Origin of the sequence: Shewanella scandinavica (assembly GCF_031932065.1) — a bacterium.
Taxonomy (GTDB): domain Bacteria; phylum Pseudomonadota; class Gammaproteobacteria; order Enterobacterales; family Shewanellaceae; genus Shewanella; species Shewanella baltica.
Genome location: NZ_JAUOES010000003.1, coordinates 12,872 through 37,690, shown reverse-complemented (window position 1 = coordinate 37,690; position 24,819 = coordinate 12,872). Strand labels below are relative to the sequence as shown.

Here is a 24,819-nt window from a genome sequence, read left to right as displayed (position 1 = left end):
ACTTAGCGTCACACATTTCTATGGCCTTAACTCGTAAGCAATGGAATAACGTCATTATTGTCGCCTGCGTCTTTATGGTCGCCGTGCTGACTTTTATGGATAACAAGACCAATAATGTTCCGAGTGATGCTCAGCTGCTATTTGACGATAATGCGCCGCTTTCACAGCTGCAACTCAATGGGATGTGGCTGCACAAGCAAGCATCACAATGGGAGTGCGACACTACAGTCCTCAATTGTGATGAATGGGCAAAGGCTTGGCAAACCATACGGGTGTCTCCCTTAACGGCGGCACCAGAAACCACAGATAATCCGCAAGAGTTAGTCATCCAGATTGCAGATATCCGCGATGCTCAACTGTGGATCTATTTTCCCAATGAAGGCGCCTTAAAGTCTCCCGCAGGTAATTGGTATTTAGTACCACCGAGTTTAAGAGCTAAACTACAACCGATCCTCGATGCGAAACCCGCAGCTTAATGCCGCCCCATTTTACTTAAGATAAGAAAGAATCCATGCCGGAATTACCAGAAGTTGAAGTCACCCGTCAGGGTATTGCCCCCTACCTTGTCGAGCAAACCGTAATAGCTCTTGTGATCCGCAATGGTTCGCTGCGCTGGCCAGTGCCTGACATAGCCAAACAGATTATCGGTCAAGTTATACGCCAAGTGCGACGCCGTGCTAAGTATCTATTAATCGACACTGACGCGGGCACCAGCATAGTGCATTTGGGTATGTCAGGGAGTTTACGGATTTTGCCCCACGACACGCCAGTGGAAAAGCATGACCATATCGACTTAGTGCTCGCCAACGGCCGCATTTTACGTTTTAACGATCCGAGACGATTCGGTGCTTGGCTATGGTGTGAACTCCCAGAAGAAGCGCATCCATTACTTGCCAAACTGGGGCCAGAGCCACTGACTAATGCTTTTAATGTCAAACAATTAGCAGCAGCTTTAACGGGCAAGAAAAAAGCGATCAAACTCTGTCTGATGGATAATCATATCGTAGTGGGAGTGGGCAACATTTACGCTAATGAAGCCTTGTTTGCGGCGGGCATTCATCCTGAAGCCGAGGCAGGTAAGATCGATATCGAGCGTTTAACCGTTTTAGTTGCCGAAGTGAAGCAAATCTTAGCCCACGCCATTAAGCAAGGTGGCACCACACTGAAAGACTTCACCAATGCCGATGGCAAGCCCGGCTACTTCGCCCAAAAACTGCATGTCTATGGTCGCGGCGGTGAAACCTGCACCAGCTGCGGTAACCTATTGAGTGAAATCCGTTTAGGCCAACGCACCACAGTATTCTGTGGCATTTGCCAGACACGCTAATTATCACATTATTTATAAGCAAAATGCCAAGTATTGGCTTGGCATTATTGTTGTCATTAGATGTAAGCTACGATTAGAAGCGATACTCAAAACTGCTAAAGAGCGTGGCATTAGTATCATTTTCTTGAACATCAAATTCCGATCTCGATACCGTGCCACCTAAGCTCCACATGCCTTTCCATACAGGCATACGGTAAGAAAGCTCAAGCATCAACAAATCTTCCTTCGGTGGTTGTGGCGCCCAAGTGCTCGCCACATTAGTGCCATCTTTATTCAACTTCGCATAACGCAATAAAGAGGTAAAACCTCGGCTGTTACTAAACTGGCCGACTAATCCCACCACAAACGTTTGAGCATCGCTATCATAGGTTGAGCCTAAAGCACGGCCATAATAACGAGAACCACTTAGATAGACAGGATCTTCATAGAAGCAATTGGCACTATCACCATCGCATTTTACATAGGTGTCTGAATATTCCATAAACAGCTTAAACTGCTTACCCGATGTGCCAAAATGGGTGTCAATTCCCCAAAGTGAGCCGCAGTCGCTGCCATTCTCACAACTATGTTCGAGATACAATCCCACAGGAATATCCTGCAAAGAACTGCTATAACGCATATCGATACTTTGGGTTCTATGACCTGCATCGCGGCGATCTTCTTGCGCGCAATCACTTGTACCATCGAGGCAAACTGAGTTGCTGGCAACCGAATCCCACCAAGAGTTGAAGTTACAATCTTGGCCCTCTCCGCAAAACAATGTAGACCACGACAGACCCACTTCTAGCTGCTTAATCGGTCTTGCACTTAAGCGCATATCCCACTCAGCCGTTTTAGGCACTGCACGATCAACTTCCGTTAAGCTAAATCCGGTTTTAAATGTCCAAGGACCAATCCAAGATAACCAAGGCGTTTCAAAGGCTGCGGCATTATTGCGGCTCAGCGTTAGCGACTGCATAGGGCGAGCGTTATTAGAACGGTGCAATGTAGAGTCAAATCCAGGCCCCCACCACTGTTCAACCGAACCTAAGGTCGCAATCCAATTACCGAAAATGATGGCAAAATATGACTCATCGAGGCGAAAGTTTTTATTATCTTGCGGATCATAGGTTTCTGCCACCGTCGCCTTATAGGCAACACGCGATCCTAAATACTCGTAGGAGCCCAGCACTTCACCTTTCTCGCGATAATTGGAGCCATAGTGTTGAAAACGAGCAGGATCGGTCGCGCCCGAGACTTTAACCCTCGCATTGCCGCGATTATCGACAGCATTTTGATAGTAAAAGTTAACCCGAGCAAAGGCTTGCACTAAACTAGGAGAAAGCAATTCAGGCTCTACTTTTGCTAAATCGCCGCCAATTCCTGACCACATCAAGGGATAAGTATTCACAGGAACAGTGATCACACCCGCATCGGCCAACGCTTGAATATCCGCTCTAAGATAAATATCAGAGGCATCGACCCAAGGTGCAGCGGCAAGTATTGAAGAAAAAAATAGGCCAGAGGCAATGCTAGTAGCAAGGATCGTGGGGGTTAAAAAAGCCTTCATAACATCCTTTTAAGTATCATCGCGAGGCCACAATGCCTCAAAGTTAACACAAAACGCCTACGTAAAAACCATCAGGTACGAGGGTAAAATCTAAGGTTTAGCCAGCTTAAGCTTTGCTGCTAATGCTGTCGCCACTTCTGAGTGAACAAATTGGCTCACATCGCCACCATGCAAGGCGACTTCCTTTACTAAGGTTGAGGAGATAAAGGAATTTTCCTCGGCAGGCGTTAAAAACACGCTTTCCAGATCTGGGCTCAATCGACGATTCATATTTGCTAGCTGGAATTCATATTCAAAGTCAGATACCGCACGTAAGCCACGCACTAGCACACTGGCCTTTTGCTCCTTGGCAAAATCCACCAGTAAACCCGAAAATCCAACCACTTCAACATTATCCAAATGAGCGGTGACACGATTTACCAGTTCAACCCGCTCTTCTAAGGTGAATCTTGGCTGCTTGGAAGGATTGGCTGCAATACCAATAATCACATGCTTAAACAGCTTAGCCGCTCGCTCAATCAAATCGGCATGACCATTGGTGATAGGATCGAAGGTCCCTGGGTAAATTGCTCTTGTGTGCATAGTAAAAGTACATCCCACCGCTATCATATATTCATTAAAGGCACCCAAGAAGATACCCTAAAACACGCTGCTAACTTAATTTACGCTTAAATGCCATCCACTTCCGCCGAAAACGATTTAACGATCGCATCCACTTCTGCGGATGAAATGAAACTAACTTACCGCCACGCTGAACACAAGTTATAGACAATAGTATCTCATTGAGAATGGCGATCACCTTAAGCTTTATCAGCTCTGGATTTTTACAACTCGCGTTATACCAGCCTTTACCTTGTTTGGTAGGAAACATATAAGTCGACAAATGGTTTTGTATTTCAGCACAGCTACGGGCAAACTCAATCTTGCCATGATTGACTAGAATCGACGCTTTAAAATCATCATCGCAACCAATCTTATCGAACGGTAGTAATAGCCCGATATCCTTCATATGTACTGCCAATAAATAAGACGCAATCCAAGCATCACCCGTCACCTGGTTTAACTGAATGGTCTGTTTAAAATGCTTTATATCGCCCACTACCTCACCAAAGCTAGCGCAATTAATAGCCTGACTAATAAATTTCACATTAAGGGATGAAAACGGCCAATGGTGGCAAAAAGTATCATTAGCAAAAATCAGTACATCATCATCTGCTATATTAATCTGCTGTCGAACATGGGCAAGCCCTTCGTCCCAAGCAGAAAACTCCCAACCTTTATTACTGCCTTCAAGCTCAAAATCAATAAAGTGATCATATTGAGTGGTTTGCGTACGCGCCTCAACCGTATTGTATACAACGCAGATTTTAACTTTGTCGGAAATTTTTGACAGAATATCGGCACTGTACTTAAGTGCGTTTTCCTTGTAATGCGAATAATAACTCACAAGAATTACTATCGCTTGGCGTTTTCGATCATACATTTACAGTAAACCTCGACGAACTAAAATGTAAAAGCATCGGCAAATGCCGTCCCCATCTTATCTTTAGCAGACAATATGGGAGGGACAGTTATCGGCCAAGCTATTGCTAACTCGGGATCATCCCAAGCAATACTCTGTTCAGAGGCTGGATGGTAGTAATCGGTACATTTATACACAAATTCAGCTTCATCACTCGTGACATAAAAACCATGGGCAAAGCCTGCAGGAATCCACAACTGTCTTTTATTTTCTGCGGATAAGTAAACACCAACCCAGTGGCCAAAAGTCGGGGAATTATTACGCAAATCAACTGCCACATCGAAGACTTCACCCGAGGTAACTCGTACAAGTTTGCCTTGAGTTTGATCAGTCTGATAATGCAAACCGCGCAGTATCCCTTTACAAGACTTCGAATGATTATCCTGCACAAATAGGCAGTCGGCGACCTTTTGTTGGAAATCTCTCTGACTCCAAGTCTCCATAAAAAAGCCACGTTCATCACCGAAAACTTGAGGCTCGATAATTTTCACATCTACAATGTTAGTTTCTATAATATTCATGGTCTTACTACTATAAATAGGCCTTAATGTCTTTAAACGCCAATCGCCAATCACTCGCATAAACACCTAGGTTTGTTGCAATTTTTGTACAATTCAACCGTGAATTTAAGGGTCTTTTAGCGGCAGTGGGGTACTCAGATGTAGTAATAGGCTTAACCTTAATGTGCGTATTTAGACACCGTTGGGCATAGGCCTCGTCAAAAATATACTGTGCAAATTCATGCCAAGAAACGTAGGGTGAGCCACTAAAATGATAGATACCCCAAGGACATTCATGCTCCATTGAGCGTTTTGCCATAGCGATCAGCGTGTCGGCAATATCACCCGCATAAGTGGGACTCCCAAATTGATCACAGACAACACGAATATCCGACCGTTCACGACCAATACGCAACATCGTTTTGACAAAATTAGCCCCAGTCTCGCCAAAAACCCATGAAGTTCTCAAAACAAAATGCTGAGGATTAGTATTTATAACAGCTTGTTCACCCGCCAGCTTGGTTTCACCGTAAACACTTTGAGGATCGACTGTATCTGACTCAATATAAGGAACTTTTGCATCACCAGAAAACACATAATCGGTAGAAACGTGGATCATAGTGGCTTTAATCTTATTGGCCGCAACAGCTAAATAAAGGGGCCCCAAGTGATTTACACGCTTTGCATTAAGTTCATCTTGCTCCGCCCGATCCACCGCAGTATAAGCGGCGGCATTGATCACAACATCAGGGCGAAAACGTTCAATGCAAGCATTTACGGCCAACTCATCGGTGATATCCAGCAAGTGTCGATCCACTGCCAATAATTCCACGTGGGTATTAATGCCGCCGCTCAGTTTCTCAACCAATTGACTACCGACTTGTCCCTTTGCACCTGTGACGAGTATCTTCATCGGCTTATCTACCCACAATGAATCGAACTGAATGAAAAGTCATAGGACTATCGCTTATCCATAAGTGAGACTAAATAGCGACCATAATCATTTTTTAGCATAGGTTGAGCGAGAGCAATCAATTCAGCATCACTCAACCAGCCATTTCGCCATGCAATTTCTTCTAAGCATGCCACTTTTAGACCTTGTACATTTTCAATTGTCTGCACAAAGGAAGAGGCCTGATGCAGACTCTCATGCGTACCAGTGTCTAACCAGGCAAAACCACGCCCAAGAATTTCAACATTTAAGCTGCCGGCATTAAGGTAAATTTGGTTCACCTCAGTGATTTCAAGCTCGCCACGGGCGGAGGGCTTGATGCTTTTAGCAATATCGATGACCGAATTATCATAAAAGTACAAACCAGTCACAGCCCAATTTGATTTAGGTGTAGTTGGTTTTTCTTCAATACTAATGGCGCGGTAATCTTGATCAAACTCCACGACTCCGAAACGCTCGGGATCTCGGACGTAATATCCAAATACCGTCGCCCCCGTAGGTCGGCTAGCGACCTGTTTTAAGGTTTTACTAAAAGATTGGCCATAAAAAATATTGTCGCCGAGTACTAAACAAACACTGTCACTACCAATAAAATCTTCTGCAATAATAAATGCTTGCGCTAAGCCATCGGGACTCTCTTGAATTGCATAGGAAATATGGATACCAAAGTCGCGGCCATCACCCAATAATCGCTGGAAACTCGCATTATCTTCCGGCGTAGTGATCACTAATACATCACGGATTCCTGCTAGCATAAGTGTCGACAATGGATAATAGATCATGGGCTTATCATAAACAGGCAATAGCTGTTTAGAGACACCTCGAGTGATAGGATATAAACGACTACCAGAACCACCCGCAAGAATAATACCTTTCATTAAATATCCTAGATGTTAGAGCTTAGCTTTCAAGCCACGGCAAAATGACTGAAACCTAAAATCATATTAACTTTATTGAGTGAAATGGTTACACACCTAAACGTTCACGCTGATATGAACCATCAAGCACATGTTGGCACCAAGATTGATTGGCGAGGTACCATTCAACCGTTTTACGAATACCTGAATGGAAAGTCTCTTCAGGATGCCAGTCTAATTCTGACGCAATCTTAGACGCATCAATAGCATAACGCAGATCATGCCCAGGCCTATCATCAACATAGGTAATGAGATCACTATAACGATTTACGCCGTTAGGTTTTGTCGGCGCCAACTCTTCCAATAACTCACAAATAGCCATCACAACATCGATATTTTTCTGCTCGTTATGCCCACCGATATTATAAGTCTCACCAATAACGCCCTGAGTCACGACTCGATAAAGTGCGCGGGCATGATCTTCCACATATAACCAGTCACGGATCTGTTGGCCGTTACCATAGACAGGTAAAGCCTTGCCTTCCAAAGCATTCAAGATCATCAAGGGAATAAGCTTCTCGGGGAAATGGAAGGGCCCATAGTTATTCGAACAATTTGTGACAATAACTGGCAAGCCGTAAGTGCGATGCCAGGCACGCACTAAATGATCGCTCGACGCCTTAGAGGCAGAATACGGACTACTGGGCGCATAAGATGTCGTCTCAGTGAAAAGATCCGTCATATTAGGCAAATCACCAAACACTTCGTCGGTAGAAATATGGTGAAATCTAAACCGTGACTGTCGCTCAGCATCGAGTCCACGCCAATAATGACGAGCCGTTTCCAGCAACTGATATGTGCCTATAATATTGGTTTCAATAAAAGCGGCAGGACCATCGATCGAACGATCGACATGACTTTCAGCAGCAAGATGCATAACAACATCAGGTTGATGAGCAGAAAATACACGGTCTAACTCTGCTCTGTCACAAATATCAACTTTTTCAAATTGATAGCTTGGATTCGATTCAACGCCAGCCAGAGATTCTAAGTTACCCGCATAGGTCAATTTATCGAGATTCACGATCGAGTCTTCGGTGTTACTTAAGATATACCGGATCAATGCTGAACCAATAAACCCTGCACCACCCGTTACTAAGATCTTCATTCCAACCTCAAAAAATTATCACAAAAATTATGAGGTTTATGATATCAAACCACTCAGTAAAGGTACACGATCAACCAAAGTAACAGAAAGACGGTAGGCACAAAGCCATAGCCTACCCACCCAAAATATTGTTATGACTTTTCCTAAACAATCGGATGAATGCATTGAGATGCCAACAAGCCTACACAACTAGTTACAATACTTTCTAAGCAATGTTAAAATACTTAGCCTTACCATCAAGATCAACAACTTAAGACAAAAATTCACTTAAGCAACATAATAGGTTAGATAATGCAAACGAGATACATCATTTTTGCACCTTCATATAATCGAACCTCTGGAGGTGTGATTGTTTTACACAAACTATGCCATCTCATTAATGAGCTCGGTGGTAATGCTGTGATATTTCCTTTTTTTCAGCAATATAAATTCAGCAAAAAAGATCTCTCTGGACTAAAAAAGTTTATTAATAAGTCTATTGATGGATTATTTAGGCAATATAGAACTAACCCTGAATTCAACACGCCAGTATATAAAGGAAAAATCACTGACAATGATATTGTTATATACCCTGAGCTCGTTTTTGGAAATCCTTTAAAAGCAAAAAATATCATTAGATGGTTGTTAAACAAACCAGGTTTCTTTACCGGAGAGGTTTTCTATGGTGCTAATGAACTTTATTTCAAATTTGACCATGGTCTCGTCAACGACTTTCATTTCCATGGTTCGACATTATCGAATAACATTCTCAACATCTTGCATATCCCCTATGAAATATACAATGAAAAAAATACACAGGAGTCTAGAGCTGGTGTCGCATATTCTATCCGAAAAGATAAAATAAAGCCGAAAACATACCACCCAAAAGATGCAATTCTTATTGATGGTTTATCACATGAAGAAACAGCAAAAATCTTCAAGCGGGTAAAACAATTTATTTCATATGACACTTATTCTGCCTATTCATCGTTTGCCTCTCTATGTGGTTGTGAGTCAATTGTAGTACCGGATGAAGGTGTCACAAAAGAACAATGGTATCCCAACATTGAGAATCGGTATGGCATAGCCTATGGATTGGAAGACTTAGAGTTCGCCAATTCGACCAGGCGTCTAAAAAGACAACATTTTGAAAAACTCGATAAGGCTTATGCACAATCTGTGACTGATTTTATGCTGGAATCAAAAACATTTTTTAATTTATCCTGACGGCTATAGCCACAAGGGATATGCTTGGCATTTATTCAGCATAAATACTAGGCATATCTTTATGTAAAGTGAATCTACTTAAGATTTGCAATATCTGCAATATTAAGTAACTTCCGCTGCCGTTCTTTAATTCTCTTTGCTGGCACGCCAGCGTATATGCCAAATTCATGGCATATGTTATTAACCAAAGATAATGCCCCGACAGCAACACCATCATGAATAATAGACTCAGGTAAAATCACACTGCCACTGCCTATGACAACATGCCTTCCAATTAATACATCACCATGATTTACATTTGTAAATTCTGCTGGCACTGTGGGGTTTGTCATATACTCACCAGAGTAATCATCACTACTAGAATATACGCTGACACGAGATGATAATGTACTGAAATCAGATAACACAATTTCCCCAGCGCCAATCAATAAGGAAAAAACGGCTATATGGACATAATCGCCAATGACGATTCCGCCAGTACCAGCAGATAACACACAAAAATCATCAATGCGAATATTATTACCAAGAGTAATTCTCTCAGTACCGTAGATAGATGCTTTATCTGAAATAAAAACTGTCTCTCCAACTGAAGCGAATCCCATCTTTTCTAATTCATCACGGCTCAAATAGGCCATTAGATACTCCTTATCAAGTCAATAATTAAATTAACATCATCAATTTCCATCTCATTAAAAATAGGAATGCACAATACTTTATTTGAAGTCTCATTCGCATAGGGAAGATGAGCTACTGAAGCAGACTCCAACCCTTTATACATAGACATATTACTGATTAACGGGTAAAAATAACGACGAGATAAAATATTGTTTTTCTTTAGTTTTTCATAAAGTTCATCTCGAGTCAGACTATATGATGACTCAACCAAAATAGGGAAATAAGAATAGTTGCTGTTACTATCTTTAGATAATTCAGGCACCCTAATTCCTTCTACTTCAGCAAGCTTCTCTCTATAGTGATGATCGATAACTTTTCGTTGCTCTATTGCTTGGGCAATATATTTCAACTGCACCAAACCAAAGGCAGCATTGATTTCACTCATTTTTCCATTTATGCCTACCGCGGTAACCGTTAACTCATCCTCAATACCAAAGTTTTTCAACCTATCGATTTGTAATTTGGTCTCTGCATCTGGACTAATCACAGCTCCACCTTCAAAAGTATTAAACACTTTCGTGGCATGAAAGCTTAAAATAGATAAATCACCATAGTTAAGTAAACTCTGACCTTTGTAATTAACACCGAATGCATGAGCAGCATCATAAATGACCTTAAGCCCATGTTTATCTGCAATAGCCTCGATCGCCTCAACATCACAAGGATTGGAGTAACAATGGACTGGCATAATAGCCGATGTCTTAGGTGTGATTGCAGCCTCAATTTTTTTAGGGTCTATATTGAACGTATTGGGATCTATATCGACAAAAACTGGCACGAGCCCATTCCATAAAATAGAATGACTCGTCGCAACAAAAGAATATGGCGTTGTAATCACTTCTCCAGATATCTTTAATGCCTGCAAAGACGTGATTAGCGCGATCGTAGCATTATTAAATAATGAGACATGCCGTACACCAAGATACTTACCCAGTTCTTTTTCGAGTCTCTGATGGAATGGGCCATTATTTGTTAACCAACGATTACCCCATATTTCTTCAAGATATGGGGTAAATTCATTCAGTTCGGGCAAGAATGGTTGAGTCACTGGGATCAGTTTAGACATATGTATTCTCTCAATAAATAATGCAGAAATATTGCATACTAGCCAGGTAAGATTAATAGGCTAAAAATGACTCATCATAAAAAATCAGCCAAGATCTAACAAAAATGCCAACTCCTTCATCGCCACATCAAGCCAGTTAAGCTGCTCGCCTCTTGCTAATGAGGTTATTAGCTGATTAGCTAATGTAGGATCTAAGAGCAAGGCAATCTTATGTCCTATGGCTTCTGATTTAGTTTCACAACTTATTACATACTTTTCTGATACACATTTTTCAATCCTTGGCGGCTGATCCTTAGATACAGGAACAGCCAAGGTCGGTTTGTGCAGCGCTATCGCTTGTAATAAAGTATCTCCACCGCTCAATACGGCAGCCTTAGCCGCGGCCAAAATATTAATAAATTGCTGATTATTCAATTGAGGAATAACAACTACCCCCTCAAGCTCAGGCAGAGGATTTGGATAATTAGGGCCAAAAACCATGACACTTGTTATGCCAGATGCTTTATAGCTTTCATGAGCGGCCTGAGCAAAAATATCTGCGGCTAATTCGCCATTTACCTTGTGCCCACCAGAACCCGCATTAAATAATACAAACTCATTTTGCGTTAGCTGATATTGCGCTAATAATGCCGCTTGAGTGCTTGCATCGGGCTGAGTAAAGACAGGACCTATATTCAAAGGCGCGGGTTTATTAATGAGTTTCAGCTTCAGGCGATCTAACCAACTGATAGGACCGATCACAAATTCTGGTTGCACGACCCAATGACAATCCGTCACTAAAGCGCGGCCAATTTTCATTCCACGGCTACGCTTACGCTTGTGCTGGCTGAGAAATATGACCTTAGCGCCGAGTTTATGGGCATGGACTAACTGTGATTTACGCCCAGAAGCATCGAACAATACTATATCGGGCAGGTAATCAGACATGATTTGATTCACCGCTTTGACTTGTTTAGTCGGCGTATCTTCAAGTAGCACTGCCGGATAAGGGCATTGAGCCGCATAGGGTGCTTTTTCACTTAAAATAAACTTTATCTCGGCATTCGGCCAAGTTCTTTTCACCTCATCGGCAATGATCATTGAGCGCATATACTCACCTATGCCCTCAGCCGATGAGACTGGGATAAACAAGAACTTAGGGGCTTTTTGAGGAGCCATAATTAACCTTTAATCCAAATAAATTTATTCTGCAGTTTTAGTGTCATACGCCACCAGATCAAACTTCTCAATCACAGCTTCAACACTAATCAATGACATTAGATGCTCGCCTTTAGCGCGAGTTCCCCACTTAATTTGTCCACTATGCTGCAACCTGATGGCCTCATCATAGGCGCTCGCCACATATTGCTGCGATAAATACGGACCCGTGCGCCCGGGATTGGAATGGGCATATAAACCAATGACTGGCGTGCCTTGGGTCACCGCCATATGCGCAGGACCGGTATCTGGCGCTAACACTAAACTGGCGCGTTTTAGCAGCGCTAAGAGTTGAGTCAGACTGGTTTTGCCCACTAAATTATCGATTTTAGAAGGGCAAGCCTGCAAGATTTGCTCGGCTAAATCCTTCTCAAGCTGAGTTGGGCCACCGCACAGCATGACTCTAAACCCTTTAGCAATCGCATGACTCGCGACGGCAGCATAACGCTCGGGCAACCAGTTACGTTCAGCCTTACTCGCGGCAGCGCAAATGATAAAGACTTTTTCATTATCTTTAATCTGCGTCTGGGCAAATTCAGTATCCGCAATGGGTACAGGAATATGCCATTGGGGAGTGAGATCCTTGACGCCAATCGCCTTAGCGAAGCCCATAAATCCTTCGAGCACATGGGGCTTGGCCAAGGGCTCAACCCTACGATTCGTCACTAGCCACTGGCCTTCTTTAGCGCGGGCACGATCAAAACCTATGCGCACCTTTGCCGAAATGGCTAATGAAGCCAAGGTTGCACGTAGCGCAACCTGCATATGCAGCAGCACGTCAAAACGTCGGCCTTTTAAGGCCTTACGCAAATTAAAATAGCTGCGCCATCCTTGAGATTTATCGAAAATAACAAACTCAATACCAGGTAAATGCTTCAACAATTGATATTCGAGTTTACCGATCACCCATGTGATTTTGAGCTCGGGGTATTGCCGCTGAATCGCCTGCACCATTGCCACGGCATGACAGACGTCACCGATAGCGGATAAGCGCAGCAAACAAAGAGAATTCATGGTATTGGGATTTAAACTCATTGGGATTGAAGCTAAAAGCTCTTAAGGTTATTTGGCGCAAGCTAAGGATCTTAATGTAGAATGGCCCTAGGTGCCACGCTTAAGTCAACAAATCTCCGATGAATGCTCAGATACAGCTCATAAAAACCGCCCAAGGTCACATGGCAGTTTGCCAAGATACGCCAACAGATATCGATCCCGCGTGGTTCTCGGTGGATTTTTGGCGGGCTAAAAATGCTGTCGTAGGTTCATCCAAAGGCCGCTACACCACTTGGTTTGTGGCATTTGAGCACAGTCATTGGGTATTGCGTCATTATTGGCGTGGCGGCTTAATGGAGAAATTCAGCAAAGATGCTTACGTTTATACTGGCCTCGAAAATACCCGCGCCATGAGTGAGTTACGCTTATTAGACATTTTGTATCGCGAAGATTTTGCTGTACCTAAACCGATTGCCGCCAACATAGTGCGCGATGGATTATTTTACCGCGCCGATATCATTATCGAACGGGTCGAAGGCGCCGAAGATTTAGTCGCTAAACTCGGCAAAGGGGTCATGAGCACTGAGCAATGGCAAGCATTGGGAGCAACTATCGCCCAATTCCACCAGCGTGGTGTGTACCACGCCGACCTTAATGCCAAGAATATTCTGTTCCAGCCCGCGCAAACTGAACCCTTAACGCCAGAACGGTTTTATCTTATCGATTTCGACCGCGGCGAGTTAAAAACACCGAGCCCGCAATGGCAGCAATCGAATCTAGACAGACTGTTACGCTCCTTCAATAAAGAACAAGGCAAGTTACCAAACCTTGCCTTCACCGCTGATAACTGGTCATCACTGATGCAGGGCTATCAAGCGGCGATGCAAAACGCCTGAACCACTAAAAAAATTATCCAGTTAAATTAAGCGGTTATTAAATATTGTGCGAGAAGAAATTGTCGCTGTAAGGCACCACGATTAGCCTCAACCACAGCCAATCCCGCGTTCACCGCCTGCAGGCGTAACTCAGGTTTAGCAAAATACTCAATCAAGTTAGCGGCAAGTTCATCCGCCGATGCGACAACCTTTAACCCACCAGCATCCGCCAACATCTGCGTAATTTGAGCAAAATCCCAATGGTTCGGTCCCACCATAACAGGCACGCCCATAGCAACAGGCTCCAAGGGATTATGGCCACCATTATTGATCAGCGTGCCACCGACAAAAGCTTGATCAGCGGCGCCATAAAAGGTCAGAAGTTCACCCATGGTATCGCCGACCAGCACTTGAGTCGTTGCCGTCACAGGAAGATTACTGCTGCGACGAATTAATTCAAAACCTTGGCTGGCAACAAACTCAGCAACTGCAGAAAACTGCTCAGGATGACGCGGCGCAATAATCAGCAAGGCATCGGGCCACTGAGCCAATAATTGCCTATGGGCGGTGAGCATGGCGTCAAATTCTCCAGGATGCACACTGCCTGCGACCCAAATCGGCGAGGTTTTACGCCCCCAAGTCTGACGCAACAGCTTGGCATTGGCTAAACGCTCAGGCGTAATACTGAGATCAAACTTCAAGCTACCGCATACTGTCACTCTGTCCTGCGATACACCTAACTCGATAAAACGCTGCGCTTCTACTTGAGTCTGCACCGCAATAACATCGAGTCGTTGCAACATAGGTCGACTGAGTTTAGGACGCTTAGCATATTGCGCCGCCGACTTGGCCGACAGACGTGCATTGGCCAACATCAAGCGCACACCTCGCTTGGCCGCTATGGCAACCAAGTTAGGCCACAGTTCAGTTTCCATAATGATGCAAGATTTAGGTGAGACTTGGCGCAAGAAACGCCGCACACACCAAGGTAAGTCAAAGGGCAAATAACAATGCTGCACTGAGTCACCAAAGGCTTTGCGCACTTCAGCAGACCCCGTTGGACTGGTTGTGGTAACCGTAATACTTAGCTCAGGGTGTGATTGCATAATCAAACGGATCAAGGGAATTGCCGCGAGCGTTTCCCCCATAGACACAGAATGGATCAGTAAATCCGTCGATTTTAGTCGGGTTAATCCAAAACGCTCCCCCCAACGACCACGGTAATCAGGACTTTTGATAGCACGAAATGCTAAATAGACGATCAGCAAAGGGGATAATAAATATAAGATCGTGGAATAGAGAAAACGATTCATTAAAAACGTGCTTATGAGTTTTGCCTGATGAATGGCGGCAATGTTAGCATATGCACCAAATTAGGGATAATTTACCAGCAGTATGGCGGTCGTTGGTTAACTCTATCGATGATGTGGCGTTCACTAGCAATTTGGATAACTTATGAAAACCCGCGACAAAATAATCTATGCCAGTCTTGAACTGTTCAACGAGCATGGCGAAAGAAACATCACCACCAATCACATTGCCGCTCACTTAAATATGAGTCCCGGGAATCTTTATTATCATTTTCGCAATAAAGAAGACATTATCCGCTGTATTTTCAGCTTATATGAGAATCATCTCGAATCGGGTTTCCAACCCTATGAAGATAAGCAAGTGGATGTGGAACTGTTAATCGGCTACTTCGATGCGATGTTCTATACCTTGTGGCAATTCCGCTTCATGTACGCCAACCTTGCGGATATTCTCGCCCGCGATGAAGAGCTAAAAAAACGTTATTTGCATGCACAGCAACAAGTTTTAACGCGTTCGAGCCACGTGCTGCATAAACTTAAGCAAGATGGCTTTTTGAACTTAGAGAGCGACAAAATCACGCCACTGGCGGATACCATCAAGATGATCGTCAGCTTTTGGATCGGTTACCAACTCACGCAATCCAGCACGTCGACCATCACTAAAGCGACGCTCTATGAAGGTGTATTGAGGGTACTGATGATTTTCAAAGCCTATGCAACCCCGACATCCGTCGCGACGTTTACTCGCCTAGAGCAGCATTATCACGCGTTAGCGAATCAAGAATCCCTCTAACATCGTCCCAAACACCTTTGTTGGGAACTCGCATTCGGTACTAGACTCAAAGCAATTATAGTGCTGAGTGCGAGCTCGGTTTTCGCTCTACATCCCTTAAAAGAAGACTCAGCCAAACAGTGGCAAACTTATGTTGCACATTAGTTTTTATAATGTAAAAACTACTTTAACCCTAAACTAGTTTATCTTGCGAACCTGCATGAAAAAAAGGCTGTAGGCCGATTAGGTTTAGAGTTAGAATGCCACCACTCCCAAAATCAGAATAAAGTTAACTAAGGAGATATCAGGTGGCCTCTACCTCATTCTACGCACAGATTAATCAACAGCTTGCAGACATCAAAGCCGAAGGCTTATATAAAAGCGAGCGTGTTATTGCCTCACCGCAACAGACAGCCATTCAAGTTAATCAGCAAGAAGTTATTAACTTTTGCGCGAATAATTACTTAGGCTTAGCGAATCACCCAGAGCTAATCAAAGCCGCCCAACAGGGCTTAGACAGCCACGGCTTTGGTATGGCGTCGGTGCGCTTTATTTGCGGCACGCAAGATATCCATAAAAAGCTAGAAGCTAGCCTGAGCGAATTCCTCGGCACTGAAGACACCATTCTTTACTCTTCATGTTTTGATGCAAACGCCGGCCTGTTCGAAACCCTGTTAGATGCAGAAGACGCGATTATTTCCGACGCGTTAAACCATGCTTCTATCATCGACGGTGTACGTTTATGTAAAGCCAAGCGTTTCCGTTATGCCAACAACGACATGGCCGATTTAGAAACTCAGCTGATCGCCGCTAAAGAAGCAGGCGCCCGTAACATCTTGATCGCCACCGACGGCGTATTCTCCATGGACGGCGTGATTGCAAACCTTAAAGGTGTATGTGATTTAGCCGATAAATACGGCGCACTGGTGATGGTCGATGACTCTCACGCGGTAGGCTTTATTGGCGCGAACGGCCGTGGCACCCACGAATATTGCAATGTGATGGACAGAGTCGACATCATCACAGGCACCTTAGGTAAAGCCTTAGGCGGCGCATCGGGCGGTTTCACTTCGGGTAAAAAAGAAGTCATCGACTGGTTACGCCAGCGTTCACGTCCTTACCTGTTCTCTAACTCATTAGCGCCGTCAATCGTGACTGCATCTATCCATGTGTTAGAAATGCTCAAGTCGGGCCAAGCACTACGCGAAGCCGTATGGGAAAACAGCCGTTATTTCCGTGAGCAAATGTCAGCAGCAGGCTTTACTTTGGGCGGCGCCGACCACGCGATTATCCCTGTGATGATTGGCGATGCGAAACTGGCGGGCGACTTTGCTAACCGCTTATTAGCAGAACATATTTATGTTATTGGCTTCTCATTCCCTGTGGTTCCTAAGGGACAAGCCCGTATCCGTACGCAAATGTCAGCGGCACATACCCGTGAGCAACTCGACAAAGCGATCTCCGCCTTTACCCGTATTGCCAAAGAAATGGGCATTATTTAGGACTTAAGACAATGAAAGCACTAAGCAAGTTAAAAGCCGAAAAAGGTATTTGGTTAGTCGATGCGCCTAAGCCAGTAATGGGCCACAACGATCTGCTGATCAAAATTAAAAAAACGGCGATTTGTGGCACCGACATGCACATCTACAACTGGGACGAGTGGTCACAAAAAACCATTCCCGTTCCTATGGTTGTTGGCCATGAATATGTAGGCGAAGTGGTTGATATCGGACAAGAAGTGCGTGGTTTTAAGATTGGCGACCGCGTATCTGGCGAAGGTCATATTACCTGCGGCCACTGCCGTAACTGTCGCGCTGGCCGCACCCATTTATGCCGCAACACCTCTGGTGTCGGTGTAAACCGTGAAGGTTCATTCGCGGAATACTTAGTGATTCCCGCCTTTAACGCCTTTAAAATCCCTGATGACATCAGCGATGATTTAGCGTCAATCTTCGACCCGTTTGGTAACGCTGTGCACACAGCATTATCCTTCGATTTAGTCGGTGAAGACGTCTTGATCACAGGCGCAGGCCCAATCGGCATAATGGCTGCGGCAGTATGTCGTCACGTAGGTGCGCGCCATGTAGTAATCACCGACGTTAACGAATACCGCTTAGAGCTGGCCCGTAAAATGGGTGCGACTCGCGCAGTGAACGTGTCTAAAGAAAGCCTGAAAGACGTGATGAAGGAACTGGGCATGACCGAAGGTTTCGACGTCGGCTTAGAAATGTCTGGCGTACCATCAGCCTTCCACGCCATGTTAGATACCATGAACCACGGCGGCAAAGTCGCTATGCTGGGTATTCCTGGTGGCGAAATGGCGATTGATTGGAGCAAAGTGATCTTCAAAGGTTTGGTCATTAAAGGCATCTACGGCCGTGAAATGTTCGAAACTTGGTACAAGATGGCGAGCCTTATCCAATCTGGCTTAGATATTTCGCCTATCATCACTCACCACTTCAAGATTGATGATTTCCAACAAGGTTTCGACGCCATGGGCTCGGGCCAATCGGGTAAAGTGATCCTCAGCTGGGATTAATCCTGCAGAGCATTACTTAGATAGGGGCTGTACACTCGCAGCCCCTTGTTGCACACTTATCCCATCTTGATTTCCATCTCTTAGCTTTGTCAGGTTTTATTATGTCTTCCTTTAAACACTTAAGCGTTAATCAATTGCTGCAAATGACCGAAGCACAGCCAGTGCAAATCGTCGATATCCGCGATGGCAATAGCTTCACCAACGGCCATATTGCAGGTGCAACTAACCTGAATAACGAAAACCTAGCGCAATTTATTAGCCAAGCCGATATGGACAGCCCGCTAGTGGTGGTTTGTTACCACGGTATGAGCAGCCAAAATGCGGCACAGTATTTATGCGAGCAAGGGTTTGATGACGTTTACAGTCTAGACGGCGGCTATAGCGCCTGGCATGAGGCAAATGCATGATAGAAATTGGCCGACTCCCCAACAGTAGAGCCGCGCAGGCATTTGTCGATTACCTCAAAGGTGAACACATTGACTGCCAAATTGAGCCGCTGGAGCAAGGTGTCGCCATTCTCGTCATCCATGACAAAGATCTGGAGCAAGCGCGCACAGAGTTTGCCCATTTCATGGCTCATCCCTACGACAGTAAATATCTGCAAGCCTCGTGGGAACACGGCGATACCCAAACTAAGATAGATTACGGCGCGCCTTCGCTACAGTTGTTTACCCAATTCATTACCGGCGCAGGCCCAGTCACGTTGATCGTTTTTGCGGTTTGCGTACTCATTTTTGCGGCGATGAACTTAGGGTTCGCCAACCAAACCTACGCAGCACTGTCCTATTTTGGCGCTGTACCAAATTCAGAGTTCAGCCAGTTCTGGCGTGTTTTTACCCCAAGCCTGCTGCATTTTTCAGCCATGCACGTCATCTTTAACTTGCTCTGGTGGTGGTATTTAGGCGGTAAAATCGAAACCCGAATCGGCACAGCACCATTGCTAATCTTGCTGTTTGTGGCGGGAACACTGCCAAACGTCATCCAATATTATGTCGGTGGACCTAACTTCGGCGGGCTATCCGGCGTTGTGTATGCCGTGGTGGGTTACACTTGGGTCATGGGGATACGTAAACCTGCTGCTGGAATAGACTTTCCACCATCATATATGGCCTTTATGATTATTTGGTTGGCATTGGGATTCACGGATATTCTAGGGGTTGCCGTTGCGAACGGTGCCCACATTGGTGGCTTACTCATAGGGTTAGCCCAAGGTTTATTCGATAGCCGCAAGTCCTCAAGCTCAATCTAATCCCGTTATACCAAGATAAATCCACAAGAACGCATGGGGATTTATCTTGGTTCAATGACGCGCTCTTACACTTCTACAAACCGCTCAAACTAACGTGCGTCAGTCATCTCCAGTACCTTAGCAACCAGCTTCTCGATGCCTGAATGCGCTTCAGCAATACTCCCAGCCAACATATAAGCGGGAGTGCTGACTATTCGATTCGCTTCATCTACGACGATCTCATGCACAGTGGCGACTTGATGCTCTCCCCCCATCAAATTGAACGCCGCAACAGTATCGCTATCATTACCAATAGTGCCTTTTACGCCATGGGGATATAAACGCGGGATCATCATAGGTGCGATACAGATAAAGCCGACGGGCTTTTTCGCCAGAATGAACTCATTGATAAAATCTGTGACCAGCGGATCTACTTCACACTCGCTGCCGTTCGTCGCAAAATTACACAGATTTTTCGCCGCCCCAAAACCACCGGGAATGATCAAGGCATCAAATTCGGCGATAGCTAATTCTGTGGTCGATTTGACTTCGCCACGGGCAATGCGCGCCGACTCCACCAGCACATTACGCCTTGCTGTCGCATCGACCTCGCCAGTGAGGTGATCGACCACATGCATCTGTTTGATATCAGGTGCAAAACATTGGTAGTGAGCCCCCGCTTTAGATAAGCATAAAAGCGTTAAAACCGATTCATGGATCTCTGTTCCATCGAAAACACCGCATCCACTCAGTAACACTGCGACTTTTTTCATTAAAAATATCCTTCTTATGTCATTAAGTTTTAACAAACTACAAACAAACTAGTTGATCTGATTAAAAATCGTGCTAACTTAATTCGTCGAATCTGACGGGTGCCGAAAATTAAGCCAATCCTTAGATGTATTTTACGGAGTCAATAAAAAATCCACAAATTGGGAAGATTTTTTAAGAAACAGTATTGAACTCACACAAATCTTTTATAAATATAAAAAACAACAACTTAAAAATATCGCACTAAGCCGTAATCATCGCCATTATTCTCAGTTGACTTTTTCACTCACAGACTTATCCACAGGCTGGGAGTCATTTTGCCGTGGCTGAAATAGCGCTTATGTGGCATGCTTAGCGCCATCTAAGTCATCGATAAACGAAAAATACTTATGCCAACCGTCGCTAAAAACCCACTTGTGCTTGTGGATGGATCTTCCTATTTATATCGCGCTTATTATGCGCCTCCTCACCTGACAAACTCAAAGGGCGAAGCAACCGGTGCCGTTTATGGCGTAGTGAATATGTTACGCAGCTTGCTGACTCGCTATCAGCCAAGCCATATCGCAGTCGTGTTCGATGCCAAGGGCAAAACCTTCCGCAATGACATGTACAGCGAATACAAAGCACAGCGCCCACCTATGCCTGATGACCTACGTTCGCAAATCGAACCTTTACACCGCATTATTCGTGCACTGGGTTTACCACTGATTTCGATTTCCGGCGTCGAAGCCGATGACGTGATCGGCACTATTGCTCGCCAAGCCAGTTTAGAAAACCGTGCAGTGCTTATCAGCACTGGCGATAAAGACATGGCGCAGTTAGTCGATGAGAACGTCACGCTCATCAACACCATGACAGACACCATAATGGGCCCAGAAGAAGTCGCGATTAAATTTGGTGTTGGTCCAGACCGTATCATAGATTTGCTCGCGCTGATGGGCGACAAGGCCGATAACATTCCCGGCTTACCCGGCGTTGGTGAGAAAACAGCGCTCGCTATGCTCACAGGAGCCGGCAGCGTGAGTAACTTATTAGCGGAACCCGAAAAAGTCGCCGAGCTCGGCTTTAGAGGTTCTAAAACCATGGCGGCGAAGATCATTGAAAATGCCGACATGCTTAAGCTTTCTTACGAACTCGCCACCATTAAAACCGATGTCGAACTTGAGCAAGACTGGCACGAACTCACCATCAAGCCTGCGGACAAAGATGAACTGATCAAATGCTATGGCGAGATGGAGTTTAAGCGTTGGTTAGCCGAAGTCTTAGATAACAAAATCACTGCAAATACCTCAATTGATGCGGCATCCGAGACACAGGAAGACTCAACTCCGGTCGAAGCGATTGCAACGCAGTACGACTGCATTCTCACGGAAGCCGAATTAGACGCTTGGATTGCGAAGCTTAAAAAAGCCGACTTGATGGCGGTAGATACCGAGACCACCAGCTTAGATTACATGGTGGCGGAATTAGTCGGGATCTCCTTCGCCGTTGAGGCAGGAAAAGCCGCTTATCTGCCTTTGACCCATGATTATGTTGACGCGCCGACTCAAATCAATAAAACCGTCGCGCTAGAAAAACTGCGTCCACTGCTTGAGGATCCAAAACTTAAGAAAGTCGGTCAAAATCTTAAGTACGACATCAGTATTTTAGCCAATGCGGGGATCAAACTGCAGGGCGTCGCTTTCGATACTATGCTCGAATCCTATGTCTTCAACTCAGTGGCTTCGCGCCATGATATGGATGGCTTAGCACTCAAGTACTTAGGCCATAAAAATATCAGCTTCGAAGAAATCGCTGGCAAAGGTGCAAAACAGCTGACCTTCAACCAAATTCCACTGGAAACGGCTGCGCCTTATGCGGCCGAAGATGCCGACATCACCCTACGTTTACACCAACATTTGTGGCCAAGACTCGAAAAAGAAGCGGAACTGGCCGCTATGTTTACCGAAGTCGAATTGCCGCTGATCCAAGTATTGTCGGATATTGAACGCCAAGGGGTATTAATCGACAGCATGTTACTCGGCCAACAAAGCGATGAGCTGGCGCGTAAAATCGATACCTTAGAAGAAAAAGCCTACGACATTGCCGGTGAGAAATTTAACCTTGGCTCGCCTAAGCAACTGCAAGTATTGTTTTTTGAAAAGCTAGGTTATCCGATCACCAAAAAGACCCCCAAGGGCGCACCATCGACCGCGGAAGAAGTGTTGGTCGAATTGGCGTTAGATTTCCCTCTGCCAAAGGTGATCCTCGAACATCGCAGCCTATCTAAATTAAAGAGCACTTACACAGATAAACTGCCACTAATGGTCAACGCTAAAACGGGTCGTGTGCACACTAGCTATCATCAAGCCAATGCGGCAACAGGACGCTTATCATCGAGCGAGCCTAACCTGCAGAATATTCCTATCCGCACCGAAGAAGGTCGCCGTATTCGCCAAGCCTTTATCGCACCAGATGGTCGTAAAATTTTGGCAGCCGACTACTCGCAAATCGAACTACGGATCATGGCGCATTTATCCCAAGATGCCGGCTTACTCAAAGCCTTCGCCGAGGGCAAAGACATTCACAGAGCTACAGCTGCCGAAGTGTTTGGTACTGACTTTGATGAAGTAACCACAGAACAGCGTCGCCGCGCCAAAGCGGTTAACTTCGGCTTAATTTACGGCATGTCAGCCTTTGGTTTAGCGCGCCAGCTCGATATCCCGCGCCATGAAGCACAAACCTATATCGACACCTACTTTGCCCGTTATCCAGGCGTATTACGTTATATGGAAGAAACGCGTGCGGGGGCAGCCGACCTAGGTTACGTATCGACTCTGTTTGGTCGTCGTCTCTACTTACCCGAAATCCGTGATCGTAACGCGATGCGCCGCCAAGGTGCTGAACGTGCTGCGATTAATGCACCAATGCAAGGCACGGCTGCCGACATCATCAAAAAGGCCATGATCAATATCGCCCAGTGGATCAAGACAGAAACCCAAGGCGAAATCACTATGATCATGCAGGTTCACGATGAATTGGTGTTTGAAGTCGATGCGGATAAAGCAGAAGCGCTTAAAAAGACAATCTGTACTTTAATGGCACAAGCCGCCGATCTCGATGTTGAACTGCTTGCCGAAGCGGGCATTGGTAATAACTGGGATGAAGCTCACTAACCTTAATGACATCAAAATCAAAACTAGCACTATCAATATGATTTAAAGTAAATAAAGCTAACCTGAATTCAATATTTTGAACTCAGGTTAGCTCTCTCCCGTCTTAATCATCTCTAAGCACATCAATACTGAGTCCCTTTCATCACTGTGCGAAAATTATCTTTTCACAATACAAATCAGATCATTAAGTTAAGAAACACTGCATCGGCAGCACAATGTATGACTCTCAACGAAGCAATCTCGACTCCACACGTATTAGACCATCAAGTTCGGCGCGACTTTACTGGCGACACAATGTATGACTCACAGCCAAACAATCTGTATTCCGAACACGCGAGTTCGTTAAGCGCAGCGCAACTTAACAGACGACACAAACCATGACTCACAACTAAACATTCCTTTCCCCACAAACACTAGAGCCTTAAGTACGATGCAACTTCATCGGCAGCAACATGCATAACTCACTACCACACAATCTTTACCTGATACATTTAGCAGTAGAGCTCATCGATACACTGCCGCAGCAGATGGAGACTCAAGGGTGTGATTACACGAATCGAAATGGCGTTAAAGCCAGCTATATATGCTCAAAAGTGTCATAACGGTTGTTCTCTCACGCGTACACTAAAACATTAAGCCAGATTTAGAGTAAAAACATTAAATCTCAAATATTGATCTCTTTTGTATATAAATTTCGGATTACTCCGCTAAATCAGCCGATTAAGCATTTTTAATGAAATTTTAAGATCAATTTAAGATGCTTTTTCACTCATAACCTGAGATCAAGCGCACATAATTACCTCTTTTTTGAAAAAACTGTTTTCCATTTAAAGTTAAATGGAGTAATATTCTCTGCGTAGGGTACAGAGGTTAAGATGTTCTATCTTTCAGACCTTTATTTCACTTATAGTGATGAGCCAAATTCTGGCGCCTCAGCAACTTGTTTGCTGAGGCTTTTTTTTGCTCTTTTTCAGACTTTAGGTAAATTTTAGAGTATTTACTTTAATAAAAAGTAAATTGGCTGTATGCTAGTTTCATTGAGAACCATTGAAGCTAATTTGGTGGTGCTTGAGTCTTGTTGAATTTAGCTTCTCCCCAAAAGAGCTAATATTTTTGGCCGATGACACTGTCATCGGCTATTTTTTTGCCTGAAATTG

At 44.6% G+C, this 24,819-nt stretch carries 23 protein-coding genes; 10 read left to right on the top strand and 13 right to left on the bottom strand.

Annotation, left to right across the window (positions count from 1 at the left end; translation table 11 throughout):
* Positions 1 to 20 precede the first annotated feature (20 nt).
* The gene (locus Q4Q50_RS02925) at positions 21 to 476 is read left to right on the top strand and encodes a hypothetical protein (RefSeq protein WP_006084727.1); all 456 of its coding nucleotides are present in this window, start codon (positions 21 to 23) and stop codon (positions 474 to 476) included.
* 35 nt (positions 477 to 511) lie between these two features.
* The gene (gene mutM, locus Q4Q50_RS02920) at positions 512 to 1,327 is read left to right on the top strand and encodes a bifunctional DNA-formamidopyrimidine glycosylase/DNA-(apurinic or apyrimidinic site) lyase (protein WP_311898294.1); all 816 of its coding nucleotides are present in this window, start codon (positions 512 to 514) and stop codon (positions 1,325 to 1,327) included.
* A 73-nt stretch (positions 1,328 to 1,400) separates the two neighbouring features.
* Here mutM and Q4Q50_RS02915 read toward each other — a convergent pair whose 3' ends face one another.
* The 7 genes from Q4Q50_RS02915 to rfbB form a co-directional block, all read right to left on the bottom strand.
* Positions 1,401 to 2,876 (bottom strand): capsule assembly Wzi family protein, encoded by a 1,476-nt coding sequence (locus tag Q4Q50_RS02915; protein ID WP_311898293.1) that lies wholly within the window; start codon positions 2,874 to 2,876, stop codon positions 1,401 to 1,403.
* Positions 2,877 to 2,966: 90 nt separating this feature from the next.
* On the bottom strand, positions 2,967 to 3,458 hold the full coding sequence (gene coaD, locus Q4Q50_RS02910) for a pantetheine-phosphate adenylyltransferase (protein WP_006084735.1): 492 nt from the start codon (positions 3,456 to 3,458) through the stop codon (positions 2,967 to 2,969).
* A gap of 70 nt (positions 3,459 to 3,528) precedes the next feature.
* Positions 3,529 to 4,359, bottom strand: a complete 831-nt coding sequence (locus Q4Q50_RS02905) for a hypothetical protein (RefSeq protein WP_311898292.1) — start codon at positions 4,357 to 4,359, stop codon at positions 3,529 to 3,531.
* A 20-nt stretch (positions 4,360 to 4,379) separates the two neighbouring features.
* Positions 4,380 to 4,919 (bottom strand): dTDP-4-dehydrorhamnose 3,5-epimerase, encoded by a 540-nt coding sequence (rfbC, locus tag Q4Q50_RS02900; RefSeq protein WP_107950028.1) that lies wholly within the window; start codon positions 4,917 to 4,919, stop codon positions 4,380 to 4,382.
* Positions 4,920 to 4,929: 10 nt separating this feature from the next.
* On the bottom strand, positions 4,930 to 5,811 hold the full coding sequence (rfbD, locus tag Q4Q50_RS02895) for a dTDP-4-dehydrorhamnose reductase (protein ID WP_107950030.1): 882 nt from the start codon (positions 5,809 to 5,811) through the stop codon (positions 4,930 to 4,932).
* A 47-nt stretch (positions 5,812 to 5,858) separates the two neighbouring features.
* The gene (gene rfbA, locus Q4Q50_RS02890; RefSeq protein WP_107950032.1) at positions 5,859 to 6,728 is read right to left on the bottom strand and encodes a glucose-1-phosphate thymidylyltransferase RfbA; all 870 of its coding nucleotides are present in this window, start codon (positions 6,726 to 6,728) and stop codon (positions 5,859 to 5,861) included.
* Positions 6,729 to 6,816: 88 nt separating this feature from the next.
* Positions 6,817 to 7,875 carry a dTDP-glucose 4,6-dehydratase gene (gene rfbB / locus Q4Q50_RS02885; RefSeq protein WP_107950034.1) on the bottom strand — a complete coding sequence of 353 codons (1,059 nt, stop codon included), beginning with the start codon at positions 7,873 to 7,875 and terminating at the stop codon, positions 6,817 to 6,819.
* 291 nt (positions 7,876 to 8,166) lie between these two features.
* Between rfbB and Q4Q50_RS02880 the strand changes: the two genes are divergently transcribed.
* Positions 8,167 to 9,081 carry a WavQ gene (locus tag Q4Q50_RS02880; RefSeq protein ID WP_107950036.1) on the top strand — a complete coding sequence of 305 codons (915 nt, stop codon included), beginning with the start codon at positions 8,167 to 8,169 and terminating at the stop codon, positions 9,079 to 9,081.
* Between the two features lie 74 nt (positions 9,082 to 9,155).
* Here the strand turns inward: Q4Q50_RS02880 and Q4Q50_RS02875 are convergent, their stop codons facing one another.
* The 4 genes from Q4Q50_RS02875 to Q4Q50_RS02860 all read right to left on the bottom strand — a co-directional run bounded on the left by Q4Q50_RS02875 (position 9,156) and on the right by Q4Q50_RS02860 (position 13,054).
* A complete protein-coding gene (locus tag Q4Q50_RS02875) occupies positions 9,156 to 9,716 on the bottom strand; it encodes an acyltransferase (protein WP_107950038.1) in 561 nt (186 codons plus the stop codon).
* On the bottom strand, positions 9,716 to 10,822 hold the full coding sequence (gene vioA, locus Q4Q50_RS02870; protein ID WP_107950040.1) for a dTDP-4-amino-4,6-dideoxy-D-glucose aminotransferase VioA: 1,107 nt from the start codon (positions 10,820 to 10,822) through the stop codon (positions 9,716 to 9,718). Before vioA ends, Q4Q50_RS02875 begins: the two co-directional genes overlap by 1 nt.
* Positions 10,823 to 10,906: 84 nt before the next feature.
* Complete coding sequence (locus Q4Q50_RS02865; RefSeq protein ID WP_311898291.1) at positions 10,907 to 11,980, bottom strand: hypothetical protein; 1,074 nt, start codon at positions 11,978 to 11,980, stop codon at positions 10,907 to 10,909.
* Between the two features lie 24 nt (positions 11,981 to 12,004).
* Positions 12,005 to 13,054 carry a glycosyltransferase family 9 protein gene (locus Q4Q50_RS02860; RefSeq protein ID WP_311898290.1) on the bottom strand — a complete coding sequence of 350 codons (1,050 nt, stop codon included), beginning with the start codon at positions 13,052 to 13,054 and terminating at the stop codon, positions 12,005 to 12,007.
* Positions 13,055 to 13,152: 98 nt separating this feature from the next.
* Between Q4Q50_RS02860 and Q4Q50_RS02855 the strand changes: the two genes are divergently transcribed.
* Positions 13,153 to 13,908, top strand: a complete 756-nt coding sequence (locus Q4Q50_RS02855; RefSeq protein WP_311898288.1) for a 3-deoxy-D-manno-octulosonic acid kinase — start codon at positions 13,153 to 13,155, stop codon at positions 13,906 to 13,908.
* Between the two features lie 26 nt (positions 13,909 to 13,934).
* Here Q4Q50_RS02855 and waaA read toward each other — a convergent pair whose 3' ends face one another.
* A complete protein-coding gene (gene waaA / locus Q4Q50_RS02850; RefSeq protein ID WP_311898287.1) occupies positions 13,935 to 15,200 on the bottom strand; it encodes a lipid IV(A) 3-deoxy-D-manno-octulosonic acid transferase in 1,266 nt (421 codons plus the stop codon).
* Positions 15,201 to 15,342: 142 nt separating this feature from the next.
* On the opposite strand from waaA, the gene Q4Q50_RS02845 reads away from it, so the two are divergent.
* The 5 genes from Q4Q50_RS02845 to glpG all read left to right on the top strand — a co-directional run bounded on the left by Q4Q50_RS02845 (position 15,343) and on the right by glpG (position 19,757).
* A complete protein-coding gene (locus Q4Q50_RS02845; protein WP_107950050.1) occupies positions 15,343 to 15,990 on the top strand; it encodes a TetR/AcrR family transcriptional regulator in 648 nt (215 codons plus the stop codon).
* Between the two features lie 287 nt (positions 15,991 to 16,277).
* Positions 16,278 to 17,471 (top strand): glycine C-acetyltransferase, encoded by a 1,194-nt coding sequence (locus tag Q4Q50_RS02840; protein WP_012588957.1) that lies wholly within the window; start codon positions 16,278 to 16,280, stop codon positions 17,469 to 17,471.
* A gap of 11 nt (positions 17,472 to 17,482) precedes the next feature.
* Positions 17,483 to 18,508: an L-threonine 3-dehydrogenase gene (gene tdh / locus Q4Q50_RS02835; RefSeq protein WP_006079369.1), complete on the top strand. Its 1,026-nt coding sequence runs from the start codon at positions 17,483 to 17,485 to the stop codon at positions 18,506 to 18,508.
* Between the two features lie 101 nt (positions 18,509 to 18,609).
* Positions 18,610 to 18,915, top strand: a complete 306-nt coding sequence (gene glpE / locus Q4Q50_RS02830) for a thiosulfate sulfurtransferase GlpE (protein ID WP_006084745.1) — start codon at positions 18,610 to 18,612, stop codon at positions 18,913 to 18,915.
* The gene (gene glpG, locus Q4Q50_RS02825; RefSeq protein ID WP_012588958.1) at positions 18,912 to 19,757 is read left to right on the top strand and encodes a rhomboid family intramembrane serine protease GlpG; all 846 of its coding nucleotides are present in this window, start codon (positions 18,912 to 18,914) and stop codon (positions 19,755 to 19,757) included. Before glpE ends, glpG begins: the two co-directional genes overlap by 4 nt.
* 89 nt (positions 19,758 to 19,846) lie before the next feature.
* Here glpG and elbB read toward each other — a convergent pair whose 3' ends face one another.
* The gene (gene elbB, locus Q4Q50_RS02820) at positions 19,847 to 20,509 is read right to left on the bottom strand and encodes an isoprenoid biosynthesis glyoxalase ElbB (RefSeq protein ID WP_311898286.1); all 663 of its coding nucleotides are present in this window, start codon (positions 20,507 to 20,509) and stop codon (positions 19,847 to 19,849) included.
* 387 nt (positions 20,510 to 20,896) lie between these two features.
* Here elbB and polA point away from each other — a divergent pair, with 387 nt between their 5' ends.
* A complete protein-coding gene (gene polA, locus Q4Q50_RS02815) occupies positions 20,897 to 23,662 on the top strand; it encodes a DNA polymerase I (protein ID WP_311898283.1) in 2,766 nt (921 codons plus the stop codon).
* Positions 23,663 to 24,819: the final 1,157 nt, after the last annotated feature.